20 protein-coding genes are annotated in these 25870 nt (G+C 69.9%); 4 read left to right on the top strand and 16 right to left on the bottom strand.

From position 1 onward, the window contains the following. Positions 1-15: 15 nt before the first annotated feature. Positions 16-3867 (bottom strand): hypothetical protein, encoded by a 3852-nt coding sequence (locus ACQHIV_RS06095; RefSeq protein WP_427892464.1) that lies wholly within the window; start codon positions 3865-3867, stop codon positions 16-18. 128 nt (positions 3868-3995) lie between these two features. On the opposite strand from ACQHIV_RS06095, the gene ACQHIV_RS06090 reads away from it, so the two are divergent. Both ACQHIV_RS06090 and ACQHIV_RS06085 read left to right on the top strand, forming a co-directional pair. Then, a complete protein-coding gene (locus ACQHIV_RS06090) occupies positions 3996-4853 on the top strand; it encodes a hypothetical protein (RefSeq protein WP_427892463.1) in 858 nt (285 codons plus the stop codon). Positions 4854-4952: 99 nt separating this feature from the next. After that, positions 4953-6113 (top strand): hypothetical protein, encoded by a 1161-nt coding sequence (locus ACQHIV_RS06085; RefSeq protein WP_427892462.1) that lies wholly within the window; start codon positions 4953-4955, stop codon positions 6111-6113. An 11-nt stretch (positions 6114-6124) separates the two neighbouring features. Here the strand turns inward: ACQHIV_RS06085 and ACQHIV_RS06080 are convergent, their stop codons facing one another. From ACQHIV_RS06080 to ACQHIV_RS06070, 3 genes are all read right to left on the bottom strand, one after another. Further along, positions 6125-6694, bottom strand: coding sequence for a GrpB family protein (locus tag ACQHIV_RS06080; protein ID WP_427892461.1), 570 nt, complete (start codon positions 6692-6694; stop codon positions 6125-6127). A 66-nt stretch (positions 6695-6760) separates the two neighbouring features. Continuing rightward, entirely contained in the window at positions 6761-7543 is a 783-nt protein-coding gene (locus tag ACQHIV_RS06075; protein ID WP_427892460.1) for a hypothetical protein, read from the bottom strand. Between the two features lies 1 nt (position 7544). Continuing rightward, positions 7545-8129, bottom strand: coding sequence for a papain-like cysteine protease family protein (locus ACQHIV_RS06070; protein ID WP_427892459.1), 585 nt, complete (start codon positions 8127-8129; stop codon positions 7545-7547). Between the two features lie 176 nt (positions 8130-8305). Here ACQHIV_RS06070 and ACQHIV_RS06065 point away from each other — a divergent pair, with 176 nt between their 5' ends. Then, the gene (locus ACQHIV_RS06065; protein WP_427892458.1) at positions 8306-9208 is read left to right on the top strand and encodes a hypothetical protein; all 903 of its coding nucleotides are present in this window, start codon (positions 8306-8308) and stop codon (positions 9206-9208) included. Here the strand turns inward: ACQHIV_RS06065 and ACQHIV_RS06060 are convergent. From ACQHIV_RS06060 to ACQHIV_RS06005, 12 genes are all read right to left on the bottom strand, one after another. Then, a complete protein-coding gene (locus ACQHIV_RS06060; RefSeq protein ID WP_427892457.1) occupies positions 9205-9870 on the bottom strand; it encodes a hypothetical protein in 666 nt (221 codons plus the stop codon). The genes ACQHIV_RS06065 and ACQHIV_RS06060 overlap by 4 nt on opposite strands. Before the next feature lie 290 nt (positions 9871-10160). Further along, complete coding sequence (locus ACQHIV_RS06055) at positions 10161-12524, bottom strand: RelA/SpoT family protein (protein ID WP_427892456.1); 2364 nt, start codon at positions 12522-12524, stop codon at positions 10161-10163. 144 nt (positions 12525-12668) lie between these two features. Then, entirely contained in the window at positions 12669-13208 is a 540-nt protein-coding gene (locus ACQHIV_RS06050) for an adenine phosphoribosyltransferase (RefSeq protein WP_427896413.1), read from the bottom strand. Then, complete coding sequence (gene secF, locus ACQHIV_RS06045) at positions 13208-14395, bottom strand: protein translocase subunit SecF (protein ID WP_427892455.1); 1188 nt, start codon at positions 14393-14395, stop codon at positions 13208-13210. The genes ACQHIV_RS06050 and secF overlap by 1 nt, the downstream gene beginning before the upstream one ends. Further along, a complete protein-coding gene (gene secD / locus ACQHIV_RS06040; RefSeq protein WP_427892454.1) occupies positions 14395-16164 on the bottom strand; it encodes a protein translocase subunit SecD in 1770 nt (589 codons plus the stop codon). Before secD ends, secF begins: the two co-directional genes overlap by 1 nt. Positions 16165-16259: 95 nt before the next feature. Next, a complete protein-coding gene (gene yajC, locus ACQHIV_RS06035) occupies positions 16260-16715 on the bottom strand; it encodes a preprotein translocase subunit YajC (RefSeq protein WP_427892453.1) in 456 nt (151 codons plus the stop codon). A 195-nt stretch (positions 16716-16910) separates the two neighbouring features. After that, complete coding sequence (gene ruvB, locus ACQHIV_RS06030) at positions 16911-17963, bottom strand: Holliday junction branch migration DNA helicase RuvB (protein ID WP_427892452.1); 1053 nt, start codon at positions 17961-17963, stop codon at positions 16911-16913. A gap of 3 nt (positions 17964-17966) precedes the next feature. Further along, positions 17967-18569: a Holliday junction branch migration protein RuvA gene (ruvA, locus tag ACQHIV_RS06025; RefSeq protein ID WP_427892451.1), complete on the bottom strand. Its 603-nt coding sequence runs from the start codon at positions 18567-18569 to the stop codon at positions 17967-17969. A gap of 22 nt (positions 18570-18591) precedes the next feature. Beyond that, positions 18592-19188, bottom strand: coding sequence for a crossover junction endodeoxyribonuclease RuvC (gene ruvC / locus ACQHIV_RS06020; RefSeq protein ID WP_427892450.1), 597 nt, complete (start codon positions 19186-19188; stop codon positions 18592-18594). Positions 19189-19260: 72 nt separating this feature from the next. After that, positions 19261-20430: a GNAT family N-acetyltransferase gene (locus ACQHIV_RS06015; RefSeq protein WP_427892449.1), complete on the bottom strand. Its 1170-nt coding sequence runs from the start codon at positions 20428-20430 to the stop codon at positions 19261-19263. Between the two features lie 10 nt (positions 20431-20440). Further along, positions 20441-20902 carry a hotdog fold domain-containing protein gene (locus ACQHIV_RS06010; RefSeq protein WP_427892448.1) on the bottom strand — a complete coding sequence of 154 codons (462 nt, stop codon included), beginning with the start codon at positions 20900-20902 and terminating at the stop codon, positions 20441-20443. Positions 20903-20911: 9 nt separating this feature from the next. Further along, on the bottom strand, positions 20912-21934 hold the full coding sequence (locus ACQHIV_RS06005) for a hypothetical protein (protein ID WP_427892447.1): 1023 nt from the start codon (positions 21932-21934) through the stop codon (positions 20912-20914). A 150-nt stretch (positions 21935-22084) separates the two neighbouring features. Here ACQHIV_RS06005 and ACQHIV_RS06000 point away from each other — a divergent pair, with 150 nt between their 5' ends. Further along, the gene (locus ACQHIV_RS06000) at positions 22085-25846 is read left to right on the top strand and encodes a S8 family peptidase (protein ID WP_427892446.1); all 3762 of its coding nucleotides are present in this window, start codon (positions 22085-22087) and stop codon (positions 25844-25846) included. Positions 25847-25870: the final 24 nt, after the last annotated feature.

Here is a 25870-nt window from a genome sequence, read left to right as displayed (position 1 = left end):
CCCGTCAGCGGGTCGTCACGGCCCGAAGAAGGCCATCGTCCGGCCGATCAGATCGGCCTTGGCCGCCGCGTCGCCGTACGCCTCCAGTGGGAACGCGAGGAACACGACCTTGTACGTGCCCGCGTAAGACAGCGCGTCGGCGTTCGCCGCGTCGTCGGTGAAGGCCGGCTGCGCGCCGCCGTTCGGGGTGATCTCGTCCTCGAACGTCGCGTTCAGCACCGAGTGGTCCAGCGGCACCACACCGATCCCGTCCGACACCGGACTACCCGGTACGCCGTGCACCGCCGCCGTCGCCTTGTCGTTCTGCGCCTCGGTCCCGTCCCACGTGATGTGCAGGTAGTCGTGGACGAACGCCGTCGTACCGGCCGCCTGGTCCAGGATGTCCTGCCCGGACATCAGCAGTCGTCCGCCGCCGTCGAGGAACGCCTTCAGCTTGGCCTCGTACGGCGTGACCGGCGCCGGGTAGCTGTTGCCCGTGAACCACACGACGTTCTTGTGCGCGTTCAGGTACCCCTGCGGCAAGTCGCTGTCCGTACCGAGGTCCCAGGTGTCGAACGTGACGCCCTTCGCGGTCAACGCCGCCGCGTAGGCGGGCTGCACGTCCGGTGCGTTGTTGTCGTCGTCCACCAGCAGCGTGTCGTTGGTGACCGCGAGCGTCTTCACCGTCGCGGACCCCGTGGCACTCGTACTGCCGACCGATGTCGCCACCACTGTCGCCGTGTTCGCCCCGGTCGCCCCGGCAGGTACGGAGACCTTGACGCAGACGGCGGTCGTCGCACCCGGCGCGATCGCCGGCGTCGTGCTGAGCGGCGTCGTACAGCTCGCGTCGAGGAACGTCACCGGATCGGTCCCACCGGTGCTCGACATCGTGAAGCTGTCGGTGTTGAAGCCGAGGTTCTTCACCGTCACCGGGTAGGTGACGCTCGACCCCGGACGCGCCCCGTCGGTCTGGGTGGCCGGCGTGACCCCGGCGGCGTACGCCGGCGCGATCGGCGTCGTCACCGGCGAACCGGTGGTGAACGGCCCCTGCGCGGACGTTACCCGGACACCGTCGTCCACAATCGAGCTGAGCTTCTTCGCGTTCGCGATCCGTACGCCGAGGTGCACGGTCACGCTCTGGCCCGTCGGGATCGTCAGGTTCGACCAGGTCGCGACGCCGTTGACGTTCGTACCGCCGCTGTCGGCGTCGAGGAACGACGTGTTCGCCGGGATCGGATCGGTGATCTGTACGCCGGTCGCGTCCGTGTTGCCGGTGTTCCGCACGGTCAGCGTGTAGTCGAGCCGGCTCCCCGGTCCGACCGGTACGCCGGCGTCGGTCTGGCTCAGCCGCAACGCCGGAACCGCCGTCGTGTCGAACGTCCGGAACGCGCCGCGCCCGTGGGTCCCGGCCGCGAGGACGCGATGCGACGCGTCGAGGTCGAGCTGCCAGATCGACACGTCCGGCATCCCGGAGCCCAGCGGCGCCCAGTGCACGCCGCCGTCGTGCGTCACGAACGCGCCGACGTCGGTTCCGGCGTACAGGGTGTTCGCGTACGCCGGGTCGAGGACGACCGAGTTGACCGGGCTGTCGGGCAGGTTGGCGCTGACGTCCTTCCAGGTCGCGCCGCCGTCGGTGGTCTTGTACACGTGGCCCGGCCGGGACGGGGTCGCCCGGTTGAAGCCGGCGTACGCGAGGTAGGCGATCCGGTAGTTGCTCGGGTCGACCGCGATCTGCGTGATCGGCCGCTTCGGCAACGCACCTCGGTCGACGCGGGTCCACGACGGCGTGTCGGTCACCTGCGCGTTGGTGCTCAGGTACACGAGCCCTTCCTCGGAGCCGGTGTAGACCGCGTCGCCGCCGCCGATGCCGATCGCCGAGATGTAGCAACCACGCCCGCCGTTCGGCGCCGCGCCCGTACAGCCGCTGGTCAGGTCGGGGCTGATCGGCTTCCAGCGCACGTCACCCGCCGACGGCGCCTTCGCGTTGTCGGTGCGGTAGAGCCGGTACGTACCGAGGAACAGCTGGTCGGTCTTCCGCTGGTTCTGCACCCACGGCACGTAGAACTCGGCCCGGTCCTTCGGGTCGATGCCGGTCGCGATGGTCTGGTTCGAGAAGAACTGCCCGCCGCCGTCGGTGTAGCGGAACGGCGAGATCCCGAAGTACGAACCGAAGACGTAGTTGGGGTCGTTCGGGTCCACCAGGACCTGGCCGCCGTCACCGCTGGCCACGTCGAACCAGGTGTTCGACGCCGTCGACTTCCGCTCGGTGCCGTTGTCCTGCAGGCCGCCCCAGACCCGCGCCGGTACGGTCGGCACGTTCGCGATCGAGGTGAACTGGCCGAGCTGCAGACCCGTCCGATGGGTCACCGCCGCGGTGTTCGGATCCACGCCACCGTTGAGGTTCTGCCAGGTCACGGCGTTCAGCGGATCGCTGCCGTTCGGCCGGCCGCCGCGGTCCGCGCTGTACCAGACGCCGCCGTCGTTGCCGATCAGCACGTGCGCCGGGTTCGCCGGGTCGAGCGCGACCGCGTGGAAGTCCGGGTGCAGGTCCCACCCGAGGTTCTTCCAGGTCTGCCCGCCGTCGTCGGAGCGGAAGATGCCGCCCGAGCCGATCGCGTAGTTGAACTGCCCGGCCACGTAGACGATGTTCGGGTTCGCCGGATCGGCGACCACCACGTTGTCGTACGTGCACTGCTCGGCGCAGTAGTCCTCGACGTTGTCGGCCCCGGAACCGGCCGGCAACATCGTCCAACTAGCGCCTTCGTCGACCGACTTGAAGATCCTCGACGGCTGGTCGTTCCAGTTGAAACCCGCATACAGTACGGCGCTCTGCCCCGCTGGATGCGACAGCCCGAGGGCGAACCGCGTCTGCGTGCCCGCGTAGTCGGCGGCCGGCAGACCGGTCATGATCGGCGCCCAGTGCGCGCCGGCGTCGGTGCTCTTGTAGATCGCGTCGCCCCAGAACGAGCTGTAGAGCACGTTCGGGTTCTGCGGGTCGATCTTCAGGTCGGTGGCGCCGTTCAGCTCGGACTTCGCGCCCTTGAGCAGCGTCCACGTCGTACCGCCGTCCTTGGACTCCCAGACGCCGTACGCCGAATGCGCGGGCGGCGTCGTACGGCGGGCTCCCCCGCGGCCGCGGAGGATCGCGGCATACAGGTGGTTGGCGTTGGTCGGGTCAACGGCCAGCGCGGACGTGGACACGCCCGCGAAGAAGTCGCCCGACACCTGCGCCCAGTGCTGGCCGCCGTCGGTCGACTTCAGGATGCCGTTGCCGAAGTAGCTGTCGCCGGACAGCGCGCCCTCACCGGTGCCGGCGTACACGATCGCGTCGTTCGTCGGCGCGACCGCGAGCGCGCCGATCGCCAGCGACGGCAGGCCGTCCGTCTTCGCCGACCAGGTGCCGGACGCCGGGTCGTACAGCCAGATGCCGCCTTGCGCGCCGCCGAGGATGAACTGCCCGGTACTCGGCCGGATCGCGAGCGCCCCGATCCGCCCGGACATCGCGCTGAAGATCGGCGTACTGCGGGTCACCTGGACGATCGGGTCCGGACCGACCCCGGTCCACGGCCCGGTGAACGTCGCGGGCCCTGGGCTCGGCGTACCGTTCTTGCGCAGGTCCGCCGCCGCGTGCGCCGCGGCCGCGCGCAACGCGCCCGCCTGCTGGTTGTCGAGCTGCTGGTCGCCCGCCGTACGGCGACTCATGAAATACAGGTCCCGCTGCAGCAGAACCTGCTCGTTCTCCTCGCTGATCCGCGGCGGCGACGTCCCCGCCTTCAGCGTCGGAGTGTCGTCCGCGACCGCACCACCCACCGCTCCCGACGGCGCCATCACCAACGCCGCAATCAGTACCGCCGACCCGATCCCCGCTACCGAACGCCGACTCCTCATCCCGCACGCCCCTTAGTCCCCCGAGCGCGACTTGTTGGCTCCTGCAACTACTCCACTCACCGCCGCCGCTGTCAACCCCCTGTGGACAACTCCGAACCCCTGCAAGGGATTTCAGTCATCCTGGACCGATGCTCCCCGCTGACCTCCCCTACTACTGGAACGGCCTCCCCTTCCGAGCCCACCAGGTAGGCCGCAAACTCAAGTGGCTCCTCGCCCGCCAGGAGATCCGCGAACTGATCTCCGGCGTGTACGTCGACATTCGCGTGCCGGACACACCTGACCTGCGCGCCGACGCCCTGCGGCTCGTCGTACCGCCCGACGCCACCGTGTGCGGGCAGGCCGCCGCCTGGCTGCACGGCATCGAGACCACCGCGCTCGGGCCGCAACTGTTCCGCCCACAGTGGACCTTCACCGACCGGCCGTGCACCGAGGTCCTCGGCCTGAAGGTCACCACCCGCGAAGCATCCGCCATCGAACTGGCGAGACATCTGCCGCGACCGTTCGCACTGTCAGCCATCGACGCGCTCCTGCACTCAGGCATGTCACTGGATGCTCTCAGGAACGCGGCAGTCACGTACTTCGCCGAGGACAGCAACACCCAAGCCGCCCAAATCCTCCGCCTCGCCGATGGCCGCGCAGCCTCCCCCGGCGAATCCTGGCTCCGGCTCCGTCTGTTCGACGCCGGCTTTCCCCGCCCCGAGCTACAAGTCCGCGTCGAGGGAAACGGCCGCACCTACTGGCTCGATCTCGGCTACCCCGACCGGCCGGTCGACGGTCGGCGCCTCGGGCTGGAGTACGACAGCGACGCCTGGCACTCCTCCACCAAACAACAACTGAAAGACGAAACCCGCCGCACCGAACTCGACGCCCTCGGCTGGCACATCATCCCCATCCGCCGCCCCGACCTCTGGGGCCGCTACCCAGCCCTGGAACTAGCCGTAGGCAGCTTCCTCTGCCAACAACCCCGCCTACCGCGGCGGTGGTGAGGCCGCGAACTCGGATAAAGTCCCACGGGCGGGGAAGCAGACCTGAGGGGGGTCATGGAGACATCTGTAGAAGGTCCTCAAGAAGTCGCGGTTCGCCGCTTGGGCAAGGAGGGGTCGGAGCTCGCCGTCTTCGAGTTCCAGGGCAAATTGCGCGAGCTGATCATCTCCAGCCTCCGCGAGGGCTATCTGGCCACCGGGAACTACGTCCCGGAAGCGAAGGCAGTCTCTCCGCAAGGCGCCATGTCGTTGGCTGTCGCAGGTGCGGCGACGGGAGCGACCGCGCTGTCGGCCGCGTTCTCGTCGACGCTCTACATGGCGACCGCGAATCCTGCCACGCTCATGACCATCGGCAACGGCGTCGGCACCGCCGTGATGGGAGCCGGCGGGATCGTGGCGCAGGCGCCGTTCATCGCCGTGGCGAGCTCACTTCCGGTCGTCGCGCCGATCCTCGCGATCCAGGCGCTCACCACCGCGGTGATGATGCAGCAGTTCAAGCAGGTCGATCGGAGGCTCGACGCCATCAAGGGCGCCTTGGACAAGGCGATCGCCAGGATCGAAGCGACGCACGCAGGCGAGCTGCTCGCCGCATCCAGGACCGTCGACGACATCTACCGCCAGTACGGTCTCGACGGGTCCTTCTCGAACGACATGCTCATCCGCCTCGCGCTCGCCGAGCGCGACGCGAGAGCACTGGCCGCCAGGTTCCAGCAGCTTGTCGAGGCGCGCAGTACGACGAACCTCGATGACGTCGACGAGATTCAGCGGGCGAACTACGACGCCCACAGTGCGATGCTCGCCTCGTTCGTGGAGCTTCGCGTCTCCTATCTGCGGGTCTGTGTCGACATGCAGGAGAATCCGAAGTCGGTGACTTCGTCGATCGAACGCCTGGCAGCTGTCATCGACGACGGGATCGTGTTCTGGCAACAGCTGCAGGATCGCTCGCGAGTGTTCAAGGAACAGATCGGTCAGCTCGAGGCGAAGCTCCAGGGCATGAACTGGGCGGAGCGCAACTTGCCACTCGGCGAGGGGGCCATGCTCGAGAAGGAGCTCGCGAAGCGCAACGCCGCCTACACCTCGACGATGGAGAGCGAGCGGGAGATCATGAACGAGTTCCATTCGCTCATCGAATCCGCGCGAACCACTCGGAGGGCGCTCGAGGCGTCGGCGCCGACGGACGCCACCACCTCGCCGACACTCGTCTACTGGAAGGACGAGACGGGCGAGCACGCGTTCGTCACGGAGAAGAATCTCATTTCCTGACGGCCCCTGGCTCAGGGCACGGTCCAACGGGAGTCAGCTGCCCAACACTCGGCCGTGAGCATGAGGAGGGTGGTGGCGGGGGCTTTGATTTGGCCGTAGTCGGCTAGGTCGGGGACTGATTGGGCGAGGCGTTGTTTGAAGGCGCCCCAGGCTTCTCGGGCGGTTGGGTCGGCGCGGAGGTAGTCGCGGAAGAGGAGGGCGAAGCGGGTGTTGGGGGTGTGGGCGTGGCGGAGGTGGATGTTGGTCGCGCGCTCGCCGATGGGTGGGGCGAAGACGAGTTTGTCGCAGGTTTCGCCGAAGGAGACCTCGGTGCGGTTCCAGGGCTCGGGGCGGCAGCGGAAGCCGGCTGATTCCATCCGGTCGATCAGGTCCGGTGCGAGGTCCGCGACCCGGACCTGGGCGTCGATGCAGTTCTTGGCGGGGAGGCCGGGGACGGAGGTCGAGCCGACGTGGTCGATCGCGAGTGCACGGTCGCCGAGCACAGCCTCAATGCGCTCGGCGAGCGCGGCGAACTCCCCCGGCCACGCCGGGTCGTACTCGACGACGGCGACGCCCGCGGCCAACTCGTCCGGAAACGGCATTCCGTCATCGTCGCAGCCGGCCGGTTCACCGCGCCGAGGGGCCTGGTGCGGTGAACCGGCCGGAGTTCAGCGGACCTTCGGCGAGCGACGACGTACGACGAGCAGCACCGCGCCCGCCAGCACCCCGCCGCCCAGGGCGATCGGGAGGACCGGGCTGTGCCCGTCGGCGACCACCGAGTCCTGGTAGCCGGCGGCGGCGACCGAGTCCTGGTAGCCGGCGTCGTAGCCACCGGCGACGCCCTGGTCGTTGTACTTCGACCCCGGCAGCTTGTCGGAGTACCGGTGCGCGACCAGGTCCTGGTACGCCGCGATCCCGATCGGCTTCGACCCGATCGACTTCACCGCGGCCGGGTTCAACGGCCGTACCTCGGTCGCCGTCAACGCGTACCACGCGCCGAGCTGCGGCTCGGTGAAGACGGTCGAACCATCCGCCGCCGTCACCATCCGCGACTCGGTGTTGCCGGAAGCAACATTCACCACCTGCCACCCGCCGTGCTCGTCCGGCGTCGTGTAGACCGTCGCGGCCTTGCCGCCTGCCGACGCGGTCGTCGCCGCGTACCAGAACGTGGCCACCGGCGCCGACGCATCCCGTACGAAGGCAGGGTTCAGCGCGTAGATCGGATGCGTGTCCTGAGCAACCGTCGCCCCGGCTTTCGCTGTACCGCCGGCCTTCCCGAGCAGGCTCAGAGCGGTCGCCGAGCGAGCCGCGGTAGTTGCCTTGGACAACTCACTGGGCGCGACCGGCCGCGGACCGGCCGCCCCGGCGAGGCCCGCCGAGGCGAAGGCCAGACCGAGACCGGCGGCGAGTACGGCGGCGCAGCGGAGCAGGGCGTTCTTCGGGCGGCGCATGTCAGGCTCCGATCCGGTACAGGGAGTGGGTCCAGGTGAACTGCGAGTTGGACCTGTACCAGCTGTACGTCGAGTAGTTGTAGCGCTGGTCGTCCGGCCACGGGTCGTAGTACTCGATGGTCGAGTTCGAGGAGTCGTAGCCGATGATGTCCATCATGTGGCCGCCGCCCGAGGTCCAGCCGATCCGGGTCATCACCGGGCGGCCGGCGGCGATCTCGGTCACCAGCGTGCTGAACCCGAGCGTCCCGGAGACGTAGCTGCCGGTGCTGATCCCGATCGAGCGGAACGCGGTCTGGTCGTTGCCGAGGGTGGCCTGGTTGTTCGGGCAGGTGCCGTTCATCGAGTAGCCGAAGGCGAGGTTGCAGAACTGGTTCTGGCTGTACGAGTAGCCGTAGAACGCGGCGATGCTGTTGCCGCTGGCCGCCCAGCACCAGTTCGACTTCTGCTGGGACTGGCCGGTGACGTTCAGGTAGTAGCTGGACGGCGCGGCGGCGGTGGCCGGCGGTGCGGACGGTGCCAGCACGGCCAGCCCGAGGATCGTGGCCAGAAGCAACGACCAGGAGCGGCTGGGGCGGAGCCTGCGCATGGTTCCTCCTTCACGAGGGACTGGGGCGGAGTCCATCGTCATGAGGCGGCAGCGGTGCGGCAAGCGTTCGGCGAACGCCCGTACGGCGGTGTGAACGGCACGCTGGCGTGAACAGTGGGTGACTGTGCAGTGCCGGACGGTGGTGTGAACGTTTACACTTCCGGCAGGGAGGGCCCATGGTGAAATCCGTCCAAGCACCGGTCCCCGCGGTGACACCGGAGGCGTCGTTCGCGGACGCGCTCCGGCAGGCGATCGCCCGCCGCGGCCTGGCGCTGAACCGGATCCGCACGCACCTCGCGGACCGCGGGCTGCAGGTCGGCGTGGCCACGCTCAGCACCTGGCAGAGCGGTCGCCGTGTCCCGCGGGAGGACTCGCTGGCGACCGTGACGGCGCTGGAGGAGCTCCTGGAGGTCCCGCCGGGCTGGCTGACCGTACGCATCCCGCCGCCCCGCACCGAGCCGGACATCCAGCCGTACGCCGTGGTCGACTACGCGGAGACGCTGACCCGGCTCCTCGACCGCCTCCGCCGGGACGCCCACGGACGGTCGCGGAACGTCACGGTGCTCGAAGAGGTGCACGTCGACGCGGAGCGGAGCGCCCGGACGCGGCGGGTGTGCCAGAGCGTGGTCGCCGTACAGCCGGTGGATCGGCTGATCATCGCGCACCAGGGTGAGCCCGGGTCCGACGCCGAACGGCTCGCACTCCGCTCGTTGAGCGGCTGCCGTACCGGCCGGATCGCCCGCTCCGCCGAGGCGGGCGCGCTGCTCGGCGAACTGCTGCTCGACCGGGTGCTCGCGGTCGGCGAGACCGCCGTCGTACGGTACGAGATCGAAGACCGCAACGGGCTGCCGTCCACGGACTACCAGCGCTTCAGCGAGTGGGGCGGGATGCACTACGTGCTCGAGGTGCAGTTCGACCGGGCCGCGCTACCGGTCCGCGTGTACGAGCTCCGCCGCGGGCACACACTCGGCCCCAACCTCGTCCACCGCGAACTGATGCTCACCCCCGACGGCCGCGTCCACACGATCGAACCGTCCGCGGCACCGGGCACGGTGGGCATTGCCTGGGAGTGGGACTAGCTCTGGAAGCCGGCGTGGACGTGGTCGTGGTGGGTGTTGTCGGAGAAGAACGCGGCGCCGGAGAGTTGGTAGGGGCCGCCAACGTTGTAGGAGCCGAGGGATTCGGCGGCCCGCATGTACGACGTGACGAGTGAGCGCGGCGTCGACGGAGCGACTACCGCGCGGCCGTCGATCTGCCAGGTGTCGAACGCCCGCCCCTTCGGGTGGTCGCTCGGACGGGTCGTCCCGAACACGTCGATCGGGTGCCCGGAGCGGATCACGCTGATGCCGATCCGGTACGTCTTCGCGAGCTCGAGCATCGTCGTCAGCACGCTGTCGTGCACCTGCCCGGACCGGATGTCCGCGACCGATGCCGGCGGCAACGTGATCTGCTGACTGGCCAGGACCTGCCGCGCAGCCGTCGACAGGTTGCTGACAGGCGCTCCGGGCTGGGCGGGATGGGTCGCAGTCACCCGCCAGGTCCCCTGCGACGACTTGCTCAGCCGTACGTCGACCGTCGTACCACCGCTGATCAGCCGGTTCGCGCGGATCGAGTACACCCGGCACGGCACCAGCACGCTGGCGGAGTCGCTCAGGATCCCGCCGTACTGCGCGTCGATCACGTCCACCACCGCCTGAGTCTCGGTCGGCTGCAGCATCTTCACCACAGCCGCGACAGCCACTCGCTTCACCTCAGGCTCGATCTCACCCGGCCCCGGCACCCAAGAACGCACGGCCGGCAAAGCAACGGTCGGAGAGGCGGAGGGGGTCGGCGTAGCGGCCGCGGACGGCGAGGTGGAAGGGGTCGTGGGCGGGGTGGTCGACGGCGGGGCGCTGGACGACGGCGACGGACTCGGCTGGTTCTGCGCCGACGACGCGCTACAACCAGCCACCAGCCCGGCACCCGCGATCAGAAACACTCGACGCCTCATACCCGCAGTGTCCCCACCCCCACAAACAGAACGGGCGGCAACTACTGCGTCACGCGATAGACGTCGAACACACCTTCCACCGACCGCACCGCCTTCAGCACGTGCCCGAGATGCGTCGGATCACCCATCTCGAACGTGAACCGGGACTTCGCGATCCGGTCCCGCGTCGTCGTCAGCGCCGCCGACAGGATGTTCACGTGGTAGTCGGACAGCACCCGGGTGATGTCCGACAGCAACCGGGCCCGGTCCAGCGCCTCGACCTGGATCGCGACCAGGAAGACCGACTGCGCCGTCGGCGCCCACTCGACCTCGACGATCCGCTCGGGCTGGGTCTTCAGGTTCTCCACGTTCGCGCAGTCGGCCCGGTGCACCGACACGCCCGCACCGCGGGTGATCCAGCCGATGATCTCGTCACCCGGCACCGGCGTACAGCAGCGCGCCAGCTTCGACAGCACGTCGGACGCGCCCTTGACGATCACGCCGGCGTCGCCACGCGCCGTCCGCTTGCGCCGTTCGCGCGAGGCGGGCAGCCGGACGCCCTCGGACAGGTCCTCGGCCGCGCCCTCCTCCCCGCCGTACGTCTCGATCAGACGCCGTACGACGGCCTGGGCGCTGACGTGCTGCTCGCCGACAGCGGCGTACAGCCCGGTGACGTCCGGATAGCGCAGGGAGTTGGCGACCGCGGTCAGCGTCTCGTGAGACAGCAGCCGCTGCAGCGGCAGGCCCTCCTTGCGGAGCTGCTTCGCGATCGCGTCCTTGCCCTGCTCGATCGCCTCGTCGCGGCGCTCCTTGGAGAACCAGTGCTTGATCTTGTTCCGCGCGCGCGGGCTCTTGACGAACGTGAGCCAGTCGCGCGACGGCCCGGCACCTTGCGCCTTCGAGGTGAAGACCTCGACGACATCGCCGTTCTCCAGCGTGCTCTCCAGCGGCACGAGCCGGCCGTTGACCCGGGCACCGATACAGCGGTGCCCGACCTCGGTGTGCACGGCGTACGCGAAGTCGACCGGCGACGACCCGACCGGCAGCGACATCACGTCGCCGCGCGGGGTGAAGACGTAGACCTCGGCGTTGTTGATCTCGAACCGCAGCGAGTCCAGGAACTCCGACGGGTCCGACGTCTCGCGCTGCCAGTCGACGAGCTGCCGCACCCAGGGCATGTCGTTGGGCCCGCCGATCTCGGTGCTGGGCGTGGCCGGCACCGCGGAGGTCGGGTCCTCCTTGTACTTCCAGTGCGCGGCGATGCCGTACTCCGCGCGGCGGTGCATCGAGAACGACCGGATCTGCAGCTCCACCGGCTTGCCCTGCGGGCCGATCACCGTGGTGTGCAGCGACTGGTACATGTTGAACTTCGGCATCGCGATGTAGTCCTTGAACCGGCCCGGGACCGGGTTCCAGCGCGCGTGCATGATGCCGAGGGCGGCGTAGCAGTCCCGGACCGAGTCGACCAGCACCCGGATGCCGACCAGGTCGTAGATGTCGCCGAACTCGCGGCCGCGGACGATCATCTTCTGGTAGATCGAGTAGTAGTGCTTCGGCCGGCCGGTGACGGTGGCCTTCACCTTGGCCGAGCGCAGGTCCTCGTGCACCTGGTCGATCACGGTCGCCAGGTACTCGTCGCGGGACGGCGCGCGCTCGGCGACCAGGCGGACGATCTCGTCGTACACCTTCGGGTGCAGGGTCGAGAACGCCAGGTCCTCGAGCTCCCACTTGATCGTGTTCATACCGAGCCGGTGCGCCAGCGGGGCGTAGATCTCCAGCGTCTCGCGGGCGATCCGCTCCTGCTTCTCCTGCCGCAGCGAGCCGAGCGTGCGCATGTTGTGCAGCCGGTCGGACAGCTTGATCACCAGCACCCGGATGTCCTTGGACATCGCGACGACCATCTTGCGGATCGTCTCGGCCTGCGCGGACTCGCCGTACCGCACCTTGTCGAGCTTGGTGACGCCGTCGACCAGCATCGCGATCTCTTCGCCGAAGTCGCGGGTCAGGTCCTCGACCGTGTACGGCGTGTCCTCGACGGTGTCGTGCAGCAGCGCCGCGCACAGCGTGGTCGCGGTCATGCCGAGCTCGGCGAGGATCGTCGCGACCGCGAGCGGATGCGTGATGTACGCGTCGCCGGACTTGCGCATCTGGCCGGTGTGGTACTTCTCCGCGGTCCGGTAGGCGCGCTCGATCATCCCGAGGTCGGCCTTCGGGTGGGTCGCGCGGACCACCCGGAACAACGGCTCGAGCATCGGCGCCCGGTTCGGGTGCCGGGTGCCGCCGAGGCGGGCGAGCCGGGCACGGACCCGGGCCGGCGCGATCCGCGGCGGCTGGGTGGCAGGCGGCGGCGACGCCGGAGCCGGCCGCACCGGTGACGGCGCGCGCGGAGGCTCCTGCGGTACGGCGTTCGGTACCGCGGATGTCATCGCCGGGTCTTCGCCCACGTTTGTGTCCCTCCGCCGACAGGCCACCAGTCTAGAGGCCTTCGTCCAGCCAGGCAGAACCGCCTGTGGACAACACGCCGGGTCACCCGACGGCTGCGGAGAGTGTACCGGTTCCTACACCGTCACCTATACCGTCAGCAGTGCGCTGACCCGCTCGCCCTCGAGCCGCTTGCGACCCGGCAGGAACGACAGCTCCAGCAGCACCGCCGTACCGACGACGTCAGCACCGCAGCGGCGGATCAGCCGCAGGCACGCCTCGACGGTCCCGCCGGTCGCCAGGACGTCGTCGATGACCAGCACCCGGTCCCCCGGCGCGAACGCGTCCTGGTGCACCTCGATGGTCGCCTCGCCGTACTCCAGCGCGTACGACTCCTCGTACGTCGCGGCCGGCAGCTTGCCCTTCTTCCGGACCGGGACGAACCCGGCGCCGAGGGCGAGCGCCACCGGGGCGGCGAGGATGAACCCGCGCGCCTCGATCCCGACCACCTTGTCGACCACCGGGTTGCCGTCGTCGTCGGTGCCGGCCGCGGCCAGCGCCTCCACCACCTGGCCGAAACCGGTGTGGTCGGCCAGCAGCGGGGTGATGTCCTTGAACACCACCCCCGGCTGCGGGTAGTCCGGGATGTCGCGGATCCCGTCCGCGAGCACCTGCTCCAGCGACCGCATCACTTACCGCGCTTCGAGCGCGGCTTGCGGGTCGGCTGCGGACGCCCGGCGGCCGCCGCCTTCATCGGCCGGGTCGACGCGGTCGGCGCGGAACCGGTCGCCCGGTCCGCCTTCCGCGGCGTGTCCTGGACGACCGAACGCGCCGCCGCGTCCGCCGGCGCACCCGCGGTGGCCGGCTCGGCCGGAGCGGCCGCCGCCTTCGCGGCCTGCGCCTTCTTCGCCACGACCCGCTTGTTCAGCGCCTGCATCGCGGGCTCGCGCTCCTTGAAGACCGCGAGCAGCGACGGGGCGATGAAGATCGACGAGTACGCACCGACCGCGATACCGACGAACAGCGCCAGCGACAGGTCCTTCAGCGGCCCGGTGCCGAGCACCACGGTGCCGACGACCAGGATCGCGCCGACCGGCAGCAGCGCGGTGACCGTGGTGTTGATCGACCGGACCACGGTCTGGTTGACCGCCAGGTTCGTCGCGTCCGAATACGTGAGCCGGTTCGACCCGGTGATGCCCCGGGTGTTCTCACGGATCTTGTCGTACACGACGACGGTGTCGTACAGCGAGTAACCGAGGATCGTCAGTACGCCGATCACCGTCGCCGGCGTGACGTCGAAGCCGATCAGCGCGTACAACCCGACGGTGATCGTGACGTCGTGCACCAGCGCGATGATCGCCGCCATCGACGCCTTCGCCTCGCGGAAGTACAGCCAGATCACCGCGAACACCAGCACCAGGAACACGATCAGCGCCATGATCGCCTTGTCGGCGATCTGCTGGCCCCAGGACGCACCGATCTGCTGGGACGTCACCTGGTCGGCCGGAACGCCGGCCTCCTTGGCGATCGCGTCCCGGACCCGGCCGATGTCGGCCTGCTCCAGCGGCTTGGTCTGGACCCGGACCTTGTCGTTGTTGATCGTGGTGACGACCGGGTCGCCGAGGCCCTTGGCGTTGGTCGCCTTCACGACATCGCCGAAGTCCTGCACGGTGTTGCTGGTGACCTTGACCTTGGCCTCGTACTCGACGCCGCCGCGGAACTCGATACCGAGTGCCAGGCCGCGGGCGAACAGGCCGACCAGCGAGATCAGTACCAGCGCGGCCGACAGGCTGAACCAGAACTTGCGATGCCCGATGAAGTCGTAGGAGACCTCACCGCGGTGCAGCTTGGCACCGATCTGTCCGAGCTTCGACATCAGACCTCCCCTCCGACCGGCTTGCGCGTCGACGGCGTCCGGCGCGGCCGGGCCGACGGTTTCGTCTGTCCGGGCAGGCGTTCGACGCCCAGATGCTCCGGGTCCAGGCCGGACAGCTTGTGGCCGTGGCCGAAGAAGTCGGTCCGGGCCAGCAGCGTGACGAGCGGCTTGGTGAACATGAAGACGACGACCAGGTCGATCAGCGTGGTCAGGCCGAGCGTGAACGCGAAGCCGCGGACGCTGCCGATCGCCAGGATGTACAGCACGATCGCGGCCAGCAGCGAGATCGAGTCGGCGGCGATGATCGTGTGCTTGGCCCGCGCCCAGCCGGTCTCCACCGACGAGCGCAGACTTCGGCCCTCACGCACTTCGTCGCGTAGTCGTTCGAAGTAGATGATGAACGAGTCCGCGGTGATACCGACCGCGACGATCAGACCCGCGATACCGGCCAGGCTCAGCGTGAACCCGATCGCCTTGCCGAGCAGGATCACCAGTGTTCCGGTGAGGATGCCGGCCGCGACCAGCGAGAACACCACGACCAGACCGAGGCCGCGGTAGTACAGGAAGCAGAACACGACCACCAGCGCGAGGCCGATGATGCCGGCCCAGATGCCGGCCGACAGCTGGTCGCCACCGAGCTGCGGCGACACCGTCTCGACCGAGGAGATGTCGAACTTGACCGGCAGCGAGCCGTACTTCAGCACGTTCGCCAGGTCGCGGGCGTCGGCCTCGGTGAAGGTACCGGTGATCTGCGCCTGACCGCCCGGGATCGGGTTGTCGACGCTCGGGGTGGAGATGGTCACGCCGTCCAGCACGATCGCGAACAGGTTGTTGCCCTGGCCGCGCTGCGAGATCGCCGTGGTGGCCTTGAGGAACTTGTCACCGCCCGATCCGGTGAACTTCAGGTTGACCTGCCACTGCAGACCGTTCTGCGGGATGCCCGCGGAGGCGTCCGACAGGTCGGTGCCGGCCATGATCGCCGGGCCGAGCAGGTACTTGTTCTGATTGGTCTTGTCGCAGGAGAACAGCGGCTGCTTCGGGTCGTCCGACTGCTTGTCGCCACACTTGAACGTCGCGAACTTCGCCTGCGTCGCGGCGTCCGGCGTGTACTTCAGCGGGTCGCTGCTCGCGGCCGGGGCCGACGGCGTCGCGGACGGCGTACTCGGCTTCGGCGTGGTGCTCGCCTTCGGAGTGGTGCTCGCCTTCGGGGTGGCGGTCGGGGTCGGCGTGGCCTGACCCAGGGCGCTCGACCAGGCGCGGCCCTTCGGCGTACTCGTCGGCTTGATCGTGGCGCTCGGCGTCACCTTGGTGCTCGGCTTCGGCGTCGCGCTCGGGGTCGGCGTCGTACCGGGCTTGGGCGTCGTCGTCGGGGTCGGCGTCGGCACCGGCGCCAGGGACTGCGCGTTGTACACGATCCGGAAGTACAGCAGGGCGGTCTGGCCGACCTGCGACACCAGCGATTCCTTCGTGGCGCCCGGGACGGCCACGTTGATGTGGTTCGCGCCCGAGGTGGTGATGTCGGCCTCGGCGACACCGGCGCCGTTGACCCGCTGGCTGATGATGTTCTTCGCCTCGTTCAGCTGGTCGGCGGCGACCTTGCCGCTGCCGTCCAGGGTGCTGGCGGTCAGCGTGATCGTGGTGCCGCCGCGCAGGTCCAGACCGAGTTTTGGCTTCCAGGTCTTGGTCAGCGCCATGATCCCGAACAACAGAACCACGATCACCAGCAAGGCGATCAGGCTCCGCCCGGGGCGGGAAGTCGAAGTTGCCACGTCAGATTCAACCTTTGTGCTTCCGGGCGCGCCGTACCGTCACTGGATGTTTCACAGGACGCCGCACGACGCGCCGCAGGCCGTTGGGACGGAAATCAGTTCTCGGTGTGCGTCGGCGGCAGCTTCGGCGCGTCCTGCACCTTGCCGTCGGCCTTCGCCGCGCCGGCGTCCGGTACGTCGACCTTCTCCGGAGCGGTCGCCTCGTCCGTCGCTTCGGCGTCGTCGTCCGCGGCAGCGGCCGGCTCGTCGGCGGCGTCCTCGTCCGGGATCACCCGGCCGACCGCGGCCTTCACGACCTGCACCAGCACGCCCTCGGAGATCTCCAGCGTGATGTAGTCGTCGTCGGTCTCCTCGACGATGCCGACGAGGCCGCTGGTGGTGATCACCTTCGTGCCGGGCTGCAGCTGGGCGACGGTGTCGGCCTGACGCTGGCGCTGCTTCTTCTGCGTGCGGCTCATGAACCAGATCATTCCGACGATCAGGATCAGCGGCAGCAGCAGCGTGATGCCACCGCCCCCGGAGGAGGCCATCGGTACGGCGAGGAGTTGCATTTGGTCTCAGAATCCTTCGTCGGGTCGGTTGTACAGTCAGTGAAATAGACCTGGAGGTCAGGCCACCGGGGAGTCTAACCCTGAGCGTCAACAACCGCCTCATGACGCCGGGTCACGTTTGAGTTACTCGCTACGGAGTGTCTACGTTCCGGCGCCGTCGGTGGTTCCCGGCTGTTCAGTTGGAGGCCGAACTCCTCAGTCCTCGTCGGTGTCGAAGAGCGTGTCCGCGAACGTCGCGCCCTTCGGGACCTTCAGCCCGAGGTGCCGCCAGGCGGCGGGCGTCGCGACGCGGCCGCGCGGCGTCCGGGCCAGGTAGCCCGATCGGACCAGGAAAGGCTCCGCTACTTCCTCCACGGTCTCACGTTCTTCGCCGACCGCAACCGCCAGCGTGGAAAGACCGACCGGTCCGCCCCCGAACCGGCGGCAGAGCGCGTCCAGGACCGAGCGGTCGAGCCGGTCCAGGCCCATCTTGTCGACCTCGTACAGGTCGAGCGCGGCCTTCGACAGCGCGAGCGTGATGATCCCGTCCGCGCGGACCTCGGCGTAGTCCCGGACCCGGCGGAGCAGCCGGTTCGCGATCCGCGGCGTACCGCGGGACCTGGACGCGATCTCGGTGGCGCCTTCGGGGGTGATGTCGACCTCGAGCAGGTCGGCCGAGCGGTTCACGATCTTCTCCAGCTCGGCGGCCTCGTAGAACTCCAGGTGGCCGGTGAACCCGAACCGGTCCCGCAGCGGCCCGGGCAGCAGGCCGGCCCGGGTGGTGGCGCCGACCAGCGTGAACGGCGGGATCTCCAGCGGGATCGCGGTCGCGCCCGGTCCCTTGCCGACGATCACGTCGACCCGGAAGTCCTCCATCGCCATGTACAGCAGCTCTTCCGCAGGCCGCGACATCCGGTGGATCTCGTCCAGGAACAGGACTTCGCCCTCGCCCAGCCCGGACAGGATCGCGGCCAGGTCGCCCGCGTGCTGGATCGCCGGGCCGCTGGTGACGCGCAGCGGCGCGGACATCTCGCTGGCGATGATCATCGCCAGCGTGGTCTTTCCCAGCCCGGGCGGGCCGGACAGCAGCACGTGGTCAGGGGTGCGATTGCGCCCGCGCGCCGCGTGCAGCACGAGCTCGAGCTGCTCGCTGACCCGCCGCTGACCGCCGAACTCGGCCAGCGACCGCGGCCGGAGCGCCGACTCGATCTTGCGTTCCTCGAGGTCCACCGCGTCGGCGGAGACCAATGGGCGCACGTTGTCGTCCACCGGCTACGCCTTCGACAGCACGCGCAGCGCGGCCCGCAGCAGGTCGGGAACCGACGGGTTCGGGTTGTCGGCGGCGAGCGGCGACACCGCGGTGACGGCGTCCTCGGCGTCGCGGGCGGACCAGCCGAGGCCGACCAGACCCGCCTGCACCTGCTCGCGCCACGCCTCCCGCACCTGCAGCGGCCGGCCGGTCACGGTCTTCGACGGCGCACCGATCTTGTCCTTCAGCTCCAGCACGATCCGCTGCGCGCCCTTCTTGCCGATCCCCGGAACCTTCACCAGTACGGCGAGGTCCTCGGTCGCGACGGCCTGCCGCAACTGGTCCGGGCTGAGCACCGCGAGCGCGGCCTGGGCGAGCCTCGGGCCGACGCCGGACGCGGTCTGGAGCAGCTCGAACAGGTTCTTCGCGTCGTCGTCGGCGAACCCGTACAGCGTCAGCGAGTCCTCGCGGACCACCATCGAGGTCGCGATCCGGGCCTCCTGCCCGGGGCGCAGCCCCGCCAGCGTGCCGGGGTCGCAGTACACCTGCAGGCCCACGCCGCCGACCTCGACCACGGCGCTGTCGATCCCGACAGCCGCCACCGGTCCACGTACAAAGGCGATCATCGCCAACCTCCTGTTTCCGTGCTCACCGCTTGCCCTGCTGGGCGGCCACCGCGGCCCGCAACCGCGCCATCTGCAACCGGGACTGCGCCTGCGCGGCCGCTTCGAGGTTCGCCCGGCTGGTCGCCGCCTGCTGCAGCTTGCTCGCCACCCCGCCGCGCCAGACCTGACAGATCGCCAGCGCCAGCGCGTCCGCGGCGTCGGCCGGCGTCGGCCGCTCGCTGAGCTTGAGGATCCGGGTCACCATCGTGGTCACCTGCTCCTTGTCCGCGCGGCCGGATCCGGTGACCGCGGCCTTCACCTCGCTCGGGGTGTGCAGCGCGACCGGCAGCCCCCGCCGGGCGGCCACCACCATCGCGATCCCGGAGGCCTGCGCGGTGCCCATCACGGTCCGCACGTTGTGCTGCGCGAACACCCGCTCGACCGCGACCGCATCCGGCTGGTACCGCCCGATCCACTCGTCCAGCTCGGCCTCGATCCGGACCAGCCGCTTGGCCACGTCCAGCTCGGCCGGCGTCCGGATCACCCCGACGGCGACCATCGACGGCGGCTTCCCCGGCGTCCCCTCGACGACGCCGAGGCCGCACCGGGTCAGTCCCGGGTCGACGCCGAGCACCCGCATGGACCACCTCCGAACGTTTGTTCGACAACCCTAGTCGGAGGCGTCCAGACTCCCGAAATCGACGCGCCGGTCTTAGAAGTAGTCGAGCATGTACGGCGCTGTGCCGCCGAAGGCCAGGTCGAGCGCCGGGTCGAGCGCTGCTCCCCCGGACACCAGGCCGGCGCCGCGCAGAGTCGCGACCGGCGTACCGGCATACAGCGCGGCCAGTCCGCGCGGGCCGAGGTGGAGCGCGTCCGCCGACGGCTCGGCCGGCTTCAGTTCGGCTACGCCGCCGGCGATCGAGAGATGCCAGTCGCCGGTGTTCGCAGGCAGCTCCGGGTCGTCGATCCGCAGGTCCGCCTCGAGTACGGCGCCCTCGGCGTGCCCACGTCCCGCCAGCGCGGCAGGTGCGTCGACCAGCCGGAGCATCCACCGGTTGATCTTGGCGTCGCCCTCGGCCTCGTGCTCCGCGAGCAGGTGGATCGGGTCGTACGGCGGGCAGTAAGCGTGCACGGTCCTCGCGATCGAGGACCCCGAGCCGACCGTGGCCCACAACGCCCGCACGGTCTCCTCCGAGCCGGCGATCAGCTCGTCCACGGAGAGCGCGCCGTCGGACCAGTTGTAGACGACGAAGCCGTCGTCGGCGACGTACGCGAACGTCTCCTCGTCCGCGAGCCAGGACTCGATCTCGGACCGCGGCCAGATCAGCGGGCCGTTCGAACGCCGGTCCGCGTGTGCCGCCGACGCCAGCTCCAGGAACCGGTCCGCGTCGGCGACCCCGGCCCGGCGGACCGCCGCACCCCGGCCGCCGAGGGTGCGCAGATCGGCCGCCTGGAGGGAGAACTTGTACCGGCTGCCCGCGAACTCGTAGCCGAGGTGCCGGTAGAGAACGGTCGTCGCCGGATACAGCCCGGTCAGCGGGTAACCCTTCTCGGCGCAGCGCCGCAGCACCCCGCGCATCAGCAGGCTGCCGACCCCGCGGCCGCGGTACTCCGGAGCGACGACCACGCCGGCCACGCCGCCCATCGGGACCCGCCGGCCGCCCCACCACTGCTCGAACGGCCAGATCCGCGCCGCCGCGACCAGCTCGTCACCGTCACCGTCACCGTCGACGACGCCGAGCAGCCGTCCGTCGTCCAGGAACGTCCGCGCGTTCTGCTGCCACTTCTCCCGGTCACCACCCGGGCCGAACGACCGGATCCGTACCTGCCACACCGAGTCCAGCTGTTCCTCGGCGACGTCCACCACGCGCAGCTCAGTCACGCGGGAGACCCTACGTCTTCTGGTCCGTCACCCACAGGTGAATTGTTCCCTCGACGACCACCGTGCCGTCGGACCGCGTCGCCTTCACCGTCACCGGTACGTCGGGCCCGGCCGTCCAGGTGCCCGGATCGGTCTCGGCCGAGCAGGTCAGGTCCGACGTCGACTTGGCGAGGTACGCGACCTCCATCCCCTTCGGCAGCCAGCGTTTCCCGGCCGGCACGGTCGCCTCCGCGAGCGCGCCCATCGCCGCTTCGAGACCGTTGCACACGGCAATCGCATGCACGGTCCCGATGTGGTTCAGCACCGCCCGCCGCTTCGGCAGGGTGAGCGCCGCGTAGTTGGGGCTCACCTGCACGAACCGCGGCCGCACCGACCAGAAGTACGGTGCCTTCCAGGCGAACCCCCAGGAGAACAGCCGATCGCCACCGGGCACGCCACGCAACCGCTCCCACAACCCCAAGACCTGGCTCATGGCAGCATGTTACTCACGAGTCACATCTGCTGTGAAGCGCCGCGTGACCCATCCCCGTTCGGAGGCCTCCCAGCCGAGTTGCATGCGGGAGGTCGAGCCGGTCAGATCCATCAGCACCCGCAGCCGCCGTTGGACCGTCCGGCCACTCATCCCCAGCTGCTTGCCCACCGCGTCGTCGGTGAGACCGGTCAGCATCAGCGCGAGTACGGCGAGATCCGCGTCGTCCGGGCCTGCCGCCGTCTCCTCGATCGGTCCGCCCGGTCCGAGGCCGATGGGTACGGCGGACGACCAGATCGACTCGAACAGCGCGATCAACGACTGCACCAGACCGGCCGCCCGGATCACCAGCGCGGCCGTCTGATAGCCGCGAACCGCCAGCGGCACCAGCGCCACCGTCCCGTCCGCGACGACCAGCTTGGTCGGCACCCGGTCCACGGTCCGGACCAGCGCGTGCGACTCGATCGCCTCGACCGCGTCGTTCACCGTCCCCGGCGCCTCGAACGCCGACCGTTCGATCACCACCCGGAACCGCACCCCGCGCCCGAGCGCCTCTCCCTCCGCCTCGTTGTCCTGCCCCGACAGCGCCACCGGCCGCGCGTCCACGAAGGCGCACACCTCGTGCCGCGCGGCCCGCTGGATCTGCAGGAACCGCGACCGTACGGCGGTCGCGCCGAGCACTACCTCGACGAGATCGCCGATCGCCGCCTGCCCGAGATCGCTGCGGAAGATCGCCGCCAGCCGCGCGACCGAGGTCTCCGCGACCGACAGCTCGTGCCGCCGGGAGTTGAGCAGCCCGCGCAACGCCACGTCCGGCGGTGCCGCGAACCACCGCGGCTCGCTCTCGTCGGACGGCACCGTCTCGGCCAGCCCCAGTTTCGCCAGCGCGTCCAGCACCTCCCGGGCCTCTGCGACGGTCGACCCGACGCGAGAGCTGAGCACCCCGGCAGCCGCACCACCGTCGATCACCAGCGAGCGGTAGTGCAGTTCCTCCGGCCGGCTCAGGCCGAGCGCGGTCAACTCGATGTCGTTCATCCGCAGCGCGGCCTTCCTGTCGAAAACACGTCACGTCGATTCTCCGCCGCCGCGATTCGTTCCTCCAGAGGTGACCGCGCTGACACCCTCTGTGCCAACCCCGTCCACCTTCCCCGGGCCTAGCGGCCCGGAAGACCCTGGAGGTCCCCCATGCGCCCGAAGTGGCGTCATCCGGTGGCTGCGGCCGGCGTACTCCTGTGCGCCGCGGCCGTCCTCCCCGCACCCGCGTCGGCGAGCAGTGCCGACGACCGCCCGATCGTGGGCTCCGCCAAGGCAGCCGCGGCCGGACCGTCCGCGACCGTCACGCTGATCACCGGCGACCGCGCGCGGCTGACCCGCACCAGCGACGGGCAACCCGTCGTACAGCTCCTGCCCGGCGCCGACGGCGTCACCCCCGACTACGAGACCTCCCGCACCGGTGACCGGGTGTACGTCTACCCGTCGTCGGCCGCCGGTGCGCTGTCGGCCGGCCTCATCGACCCCGAGTTCTTCGACGTGACCGGTCTGGTCGCGCAGGGGTACGACGACGCGCACCAGCAGACCATCCCGGTGATCGCGCAGTACGGCGCCACCGCGCGTACGGCGCTCGCCGCGACGCCGACCCCGACCGGCGCGACCGAGGCCGCGCAGGCACTGCCCGCGGTCGGCTCGGTGGCGTACCCGGTCAGCAAGGAGCAGGCGCACACGGCGTTCGCCGAGCTCACCGACACGACGTCGCGGTCCGGGCGCGGGATCACCAAGCTCTGGCTGGACCGGGCGCTGAAGGCGACGCTCGCGGACTCCACCGCGCAGGTCGGCGCGCCGGCAGCGTGGAAGGCCGGGCTCGACGGCACCGGCTCGACGGTCGCGGTCCTCGACACCGGCGTGGACGCCGGGCACCCGGACCTGGCCGGCCGGATCGCGCAGAGCAAGGACTTCACGGGTTCGGCGTACGGCACCGACGACACGATGGGCCACGGTACGCACGTCGCCTCGACGATCGCCGGCACCGGCGCGGAGAGCAACGGCAAGGAGCGCGGTGTCGCGCCGGGCACCCGGCTGCTGATCGGCAAGGTGCTCGGCGACGACGGCACCGGGTCCGAGTCGGAGATCATCGCCGGCATGCAGTGGGCGGTCGACAACAAGGCCGACGCGATCTCGATGAGCCTCGGCTCGCCGGTCCCGGCGACCACCTGCGACGACCCGATCGCGCAGGCCGTCAGCCGGCTCTCGAACACCAGCAGCAGCCTGTTCGTGATCGCCGCCGGCAACATGGGCTCCGGTCCGGGCACGGTCTCCAGCCCGGGCTGCGCGCCTGAGGCGCTGACTGTCGGCGCGGTCGACTCCCACGACGAGACCGCCTACTTCTCCAGCCGCGGCCCGGTCTCCGGAACGCACGTCGAGAAACCCGAACTCGCCGCCCCCGGGGTCGCGATCCTCGCCGCGAACGCCGGCGGCCGTGGCGTCTACGCGTACCAGACGATGTCCGGTACGTCGATGGCCACGCCGCACGTCTCCAGCGCCGCCGCGATCGCCAAGCAGGCGAACCCGTCGCTGACCGGCGCCCAGCTGAAGAACCTGCTGGTCTCGTCGGCCGACCCGAGTGTCCCGGGCGACGTGCAGGAGGTCGGCGCCGGGCGGCTCGACATCGCCAAGCTGCTGACCACCAAGGTCACCGGCCCGTCGTCGGTGTACGGCGGCACGTACGCGTGGCCGCAGGCGGGCACCGCCGACAAGACCGTTGGACTCACCTACACCAACAGCGGCGCGGCCCCGATCGACCTCCGGCTGTCGGTGGAGCACCTGACCGGGAACGACGGGCGGCCGCTGACCGCGCCGGTCGTCCGGGTCCCGCAGCACGTCGTCGTACCGGCGAACTCGACCGCGACCGTGCCGGTGACCGTCCGGCCTGGGCAGAAGCTGGCCGGGTCCGCGCTCGGTGACGTGACCGCGCGGATCATTGCCACCAGCAACGACCAGCGGGTGTCCACGTCGTTCAACCTGTACCTGCAGCCGGAGACGGTGGCGGTCAAGGTCTCGGTGCTCGACCGCAACGGCAACCCCGCGACCGGCGCGTCGTCGGTCGAGCTGGTCAACACCGATGTCGCGAAGGGCGAACGCCGGTTCAACAACGGAGCCGCCGAGCAGGTCTTCCAGGTACGGCCGGGGCGCTACTACCTCGGCGGATACTCGCTGACACCGCAGGCCGGTGCGCCGGGCAACGCGGCGCCCGCGTCGGTCAGCTACCTGGCCCGCCCGGAGCTGACGATCACCCGCGACACCGCGATCGTGCTCGACGCACGGCAGGCACACCCGCTGACGGTCGCGACGCAACGGCCCTCGCAGCTGCAGACGACCACGCTGACCTTCGAGCGGCAGTGGCCGGCGTCCTGGCTGCACAGCGGTTCGATCACGACGAACTCGCTCACCAAGGAGGCCTACGCGGACGTCACCGGAACGGTTGCCAAGGGCGACGGCTCGTTCGAGTTCGGGCACTGGACGCACCGGATCGCGCCGATCGTCTCCTCGATGCGCACCACCGACGGTCTCACCTTGACGCCCGCAGCGCCGCAGGCCGGTGTCAGCAACCTGGACGGCAAGGGCAGCGCCGCACTGGTCAACGGTGGCGCGGGCAGCGCGGCCGAGCTGGCCAACGCGAGCGGCAAGGTCGCACTGGTTCACCTCGCGGCCGGTGTCAGCGACTCGAGTGTTCAGTCGGCGGCGGCCAAGGCCGGCGTCAAGGCACTGCTGCTCTACCGCGACGACGCCTACAACTGGCTGCCGTCGGTCGGCTTTTCACCGAACGCACTCCCGGTCTACAGCCTGCCGAACACGCAAGGCGCGGCCTTGGCGGCGAAGCTCGCGGCCGGTGCCGTCACGCTGACCTGGTCGGCTTCGGCGAGTACGCCGTACGCGTACACGCTCGGCTTCTTCAACGACAAGCAGGTGACGACGGCGCAGCGGCACAACGTGTCGGACGCGTCGCTCGGCCGGACCACCGCGACGTACAACAGCATGGGTGTGAAGACGAACTTCGGCGGCTTCACGTCCGCGCTGCGGCCGACCGGGGTGGCCTTCGCGGTCGGCAGCCTGGACGCGGTCGCGGTGCCGAGCAGCCAGACCGAGTACTTCACCGCGGACGGCACGTCGTGGATGAAGTCGATCATCTCGAGCATGCCGTGGGGCGAGGTGATGATCGACCGATACCGCACCTTCACGCCGGGGCAAGCGGTAACCGACAGCTGGTACGGCGGTGTGGTGTCGCCGGGCGTCCGGGCCGACAGCGCGGGCGCACCGCAGCTGATCGCCGAGCGTCAGGGCGAGCTGATGGGCGTCGCGACCTCGATGTGGGCGGACAGCGCCGGCCACTGGGCCGACGCCGGCAGCTTCGGCGATCTGGGCAACCTGGAGCTGAAGAAGAACGGCGTGTCGCTCGGTTCGACCGGTTGGCCGTCCGGCGTGTTCACGGTCCCCGCTGAGGACGCGTCGTACGAGCTGACGATGAACACGACGAAGGTCGGAGCGCCGGCGAAGGTCTGGACGCGGTCGGTGTCGACGACCACGACGTGGGCGTTCCGTTCGCACCAGGAGCCGACCGTGTTCAGCCGGGCGCTGCCGCTGCTGCTGCCGCGGCTCGACCTGCCGGCTGACGGGCTCAAGACCGTCGCCGCCGGCAGCGTGACGATCCCGGCGCGGTTCGACGCCAACCCGGGGTACGACGCGGGCGCGCTGACCGCCGCCAAGGTCTGGACGTCCGTCGACAACGGCACCACCTGGACCGAGGGCAGCACCAGTCTCACCAAGACCGGCGCCAACCTGGTCGTGAACCACTCCGGTGACACCGGCAAGCAGGTCTCCCTGCGCGTCGAGCTCACCGACTCGCACGGAGCGAAGGTCACCGAGACCGTCGTCCGCGCGTACGACGTTCGCTGAGGGTGTCTGGGAGCTGAAGCAGCT

It is taken from the genome of Kribbella polygonati (assembly GCF_050320105.1).
In the GTDB taxonomy this organism is placed as follows: domain Bacteria; phylum Actinomycetota; class Actinomycetes; order Propionibacteriales; family Kribbellaceae; genus Kribbella.
Note: the sequence above shows the minus strand (reverse complement) of the source record. Positions and strands in the feature narration are given on the sequence as shown.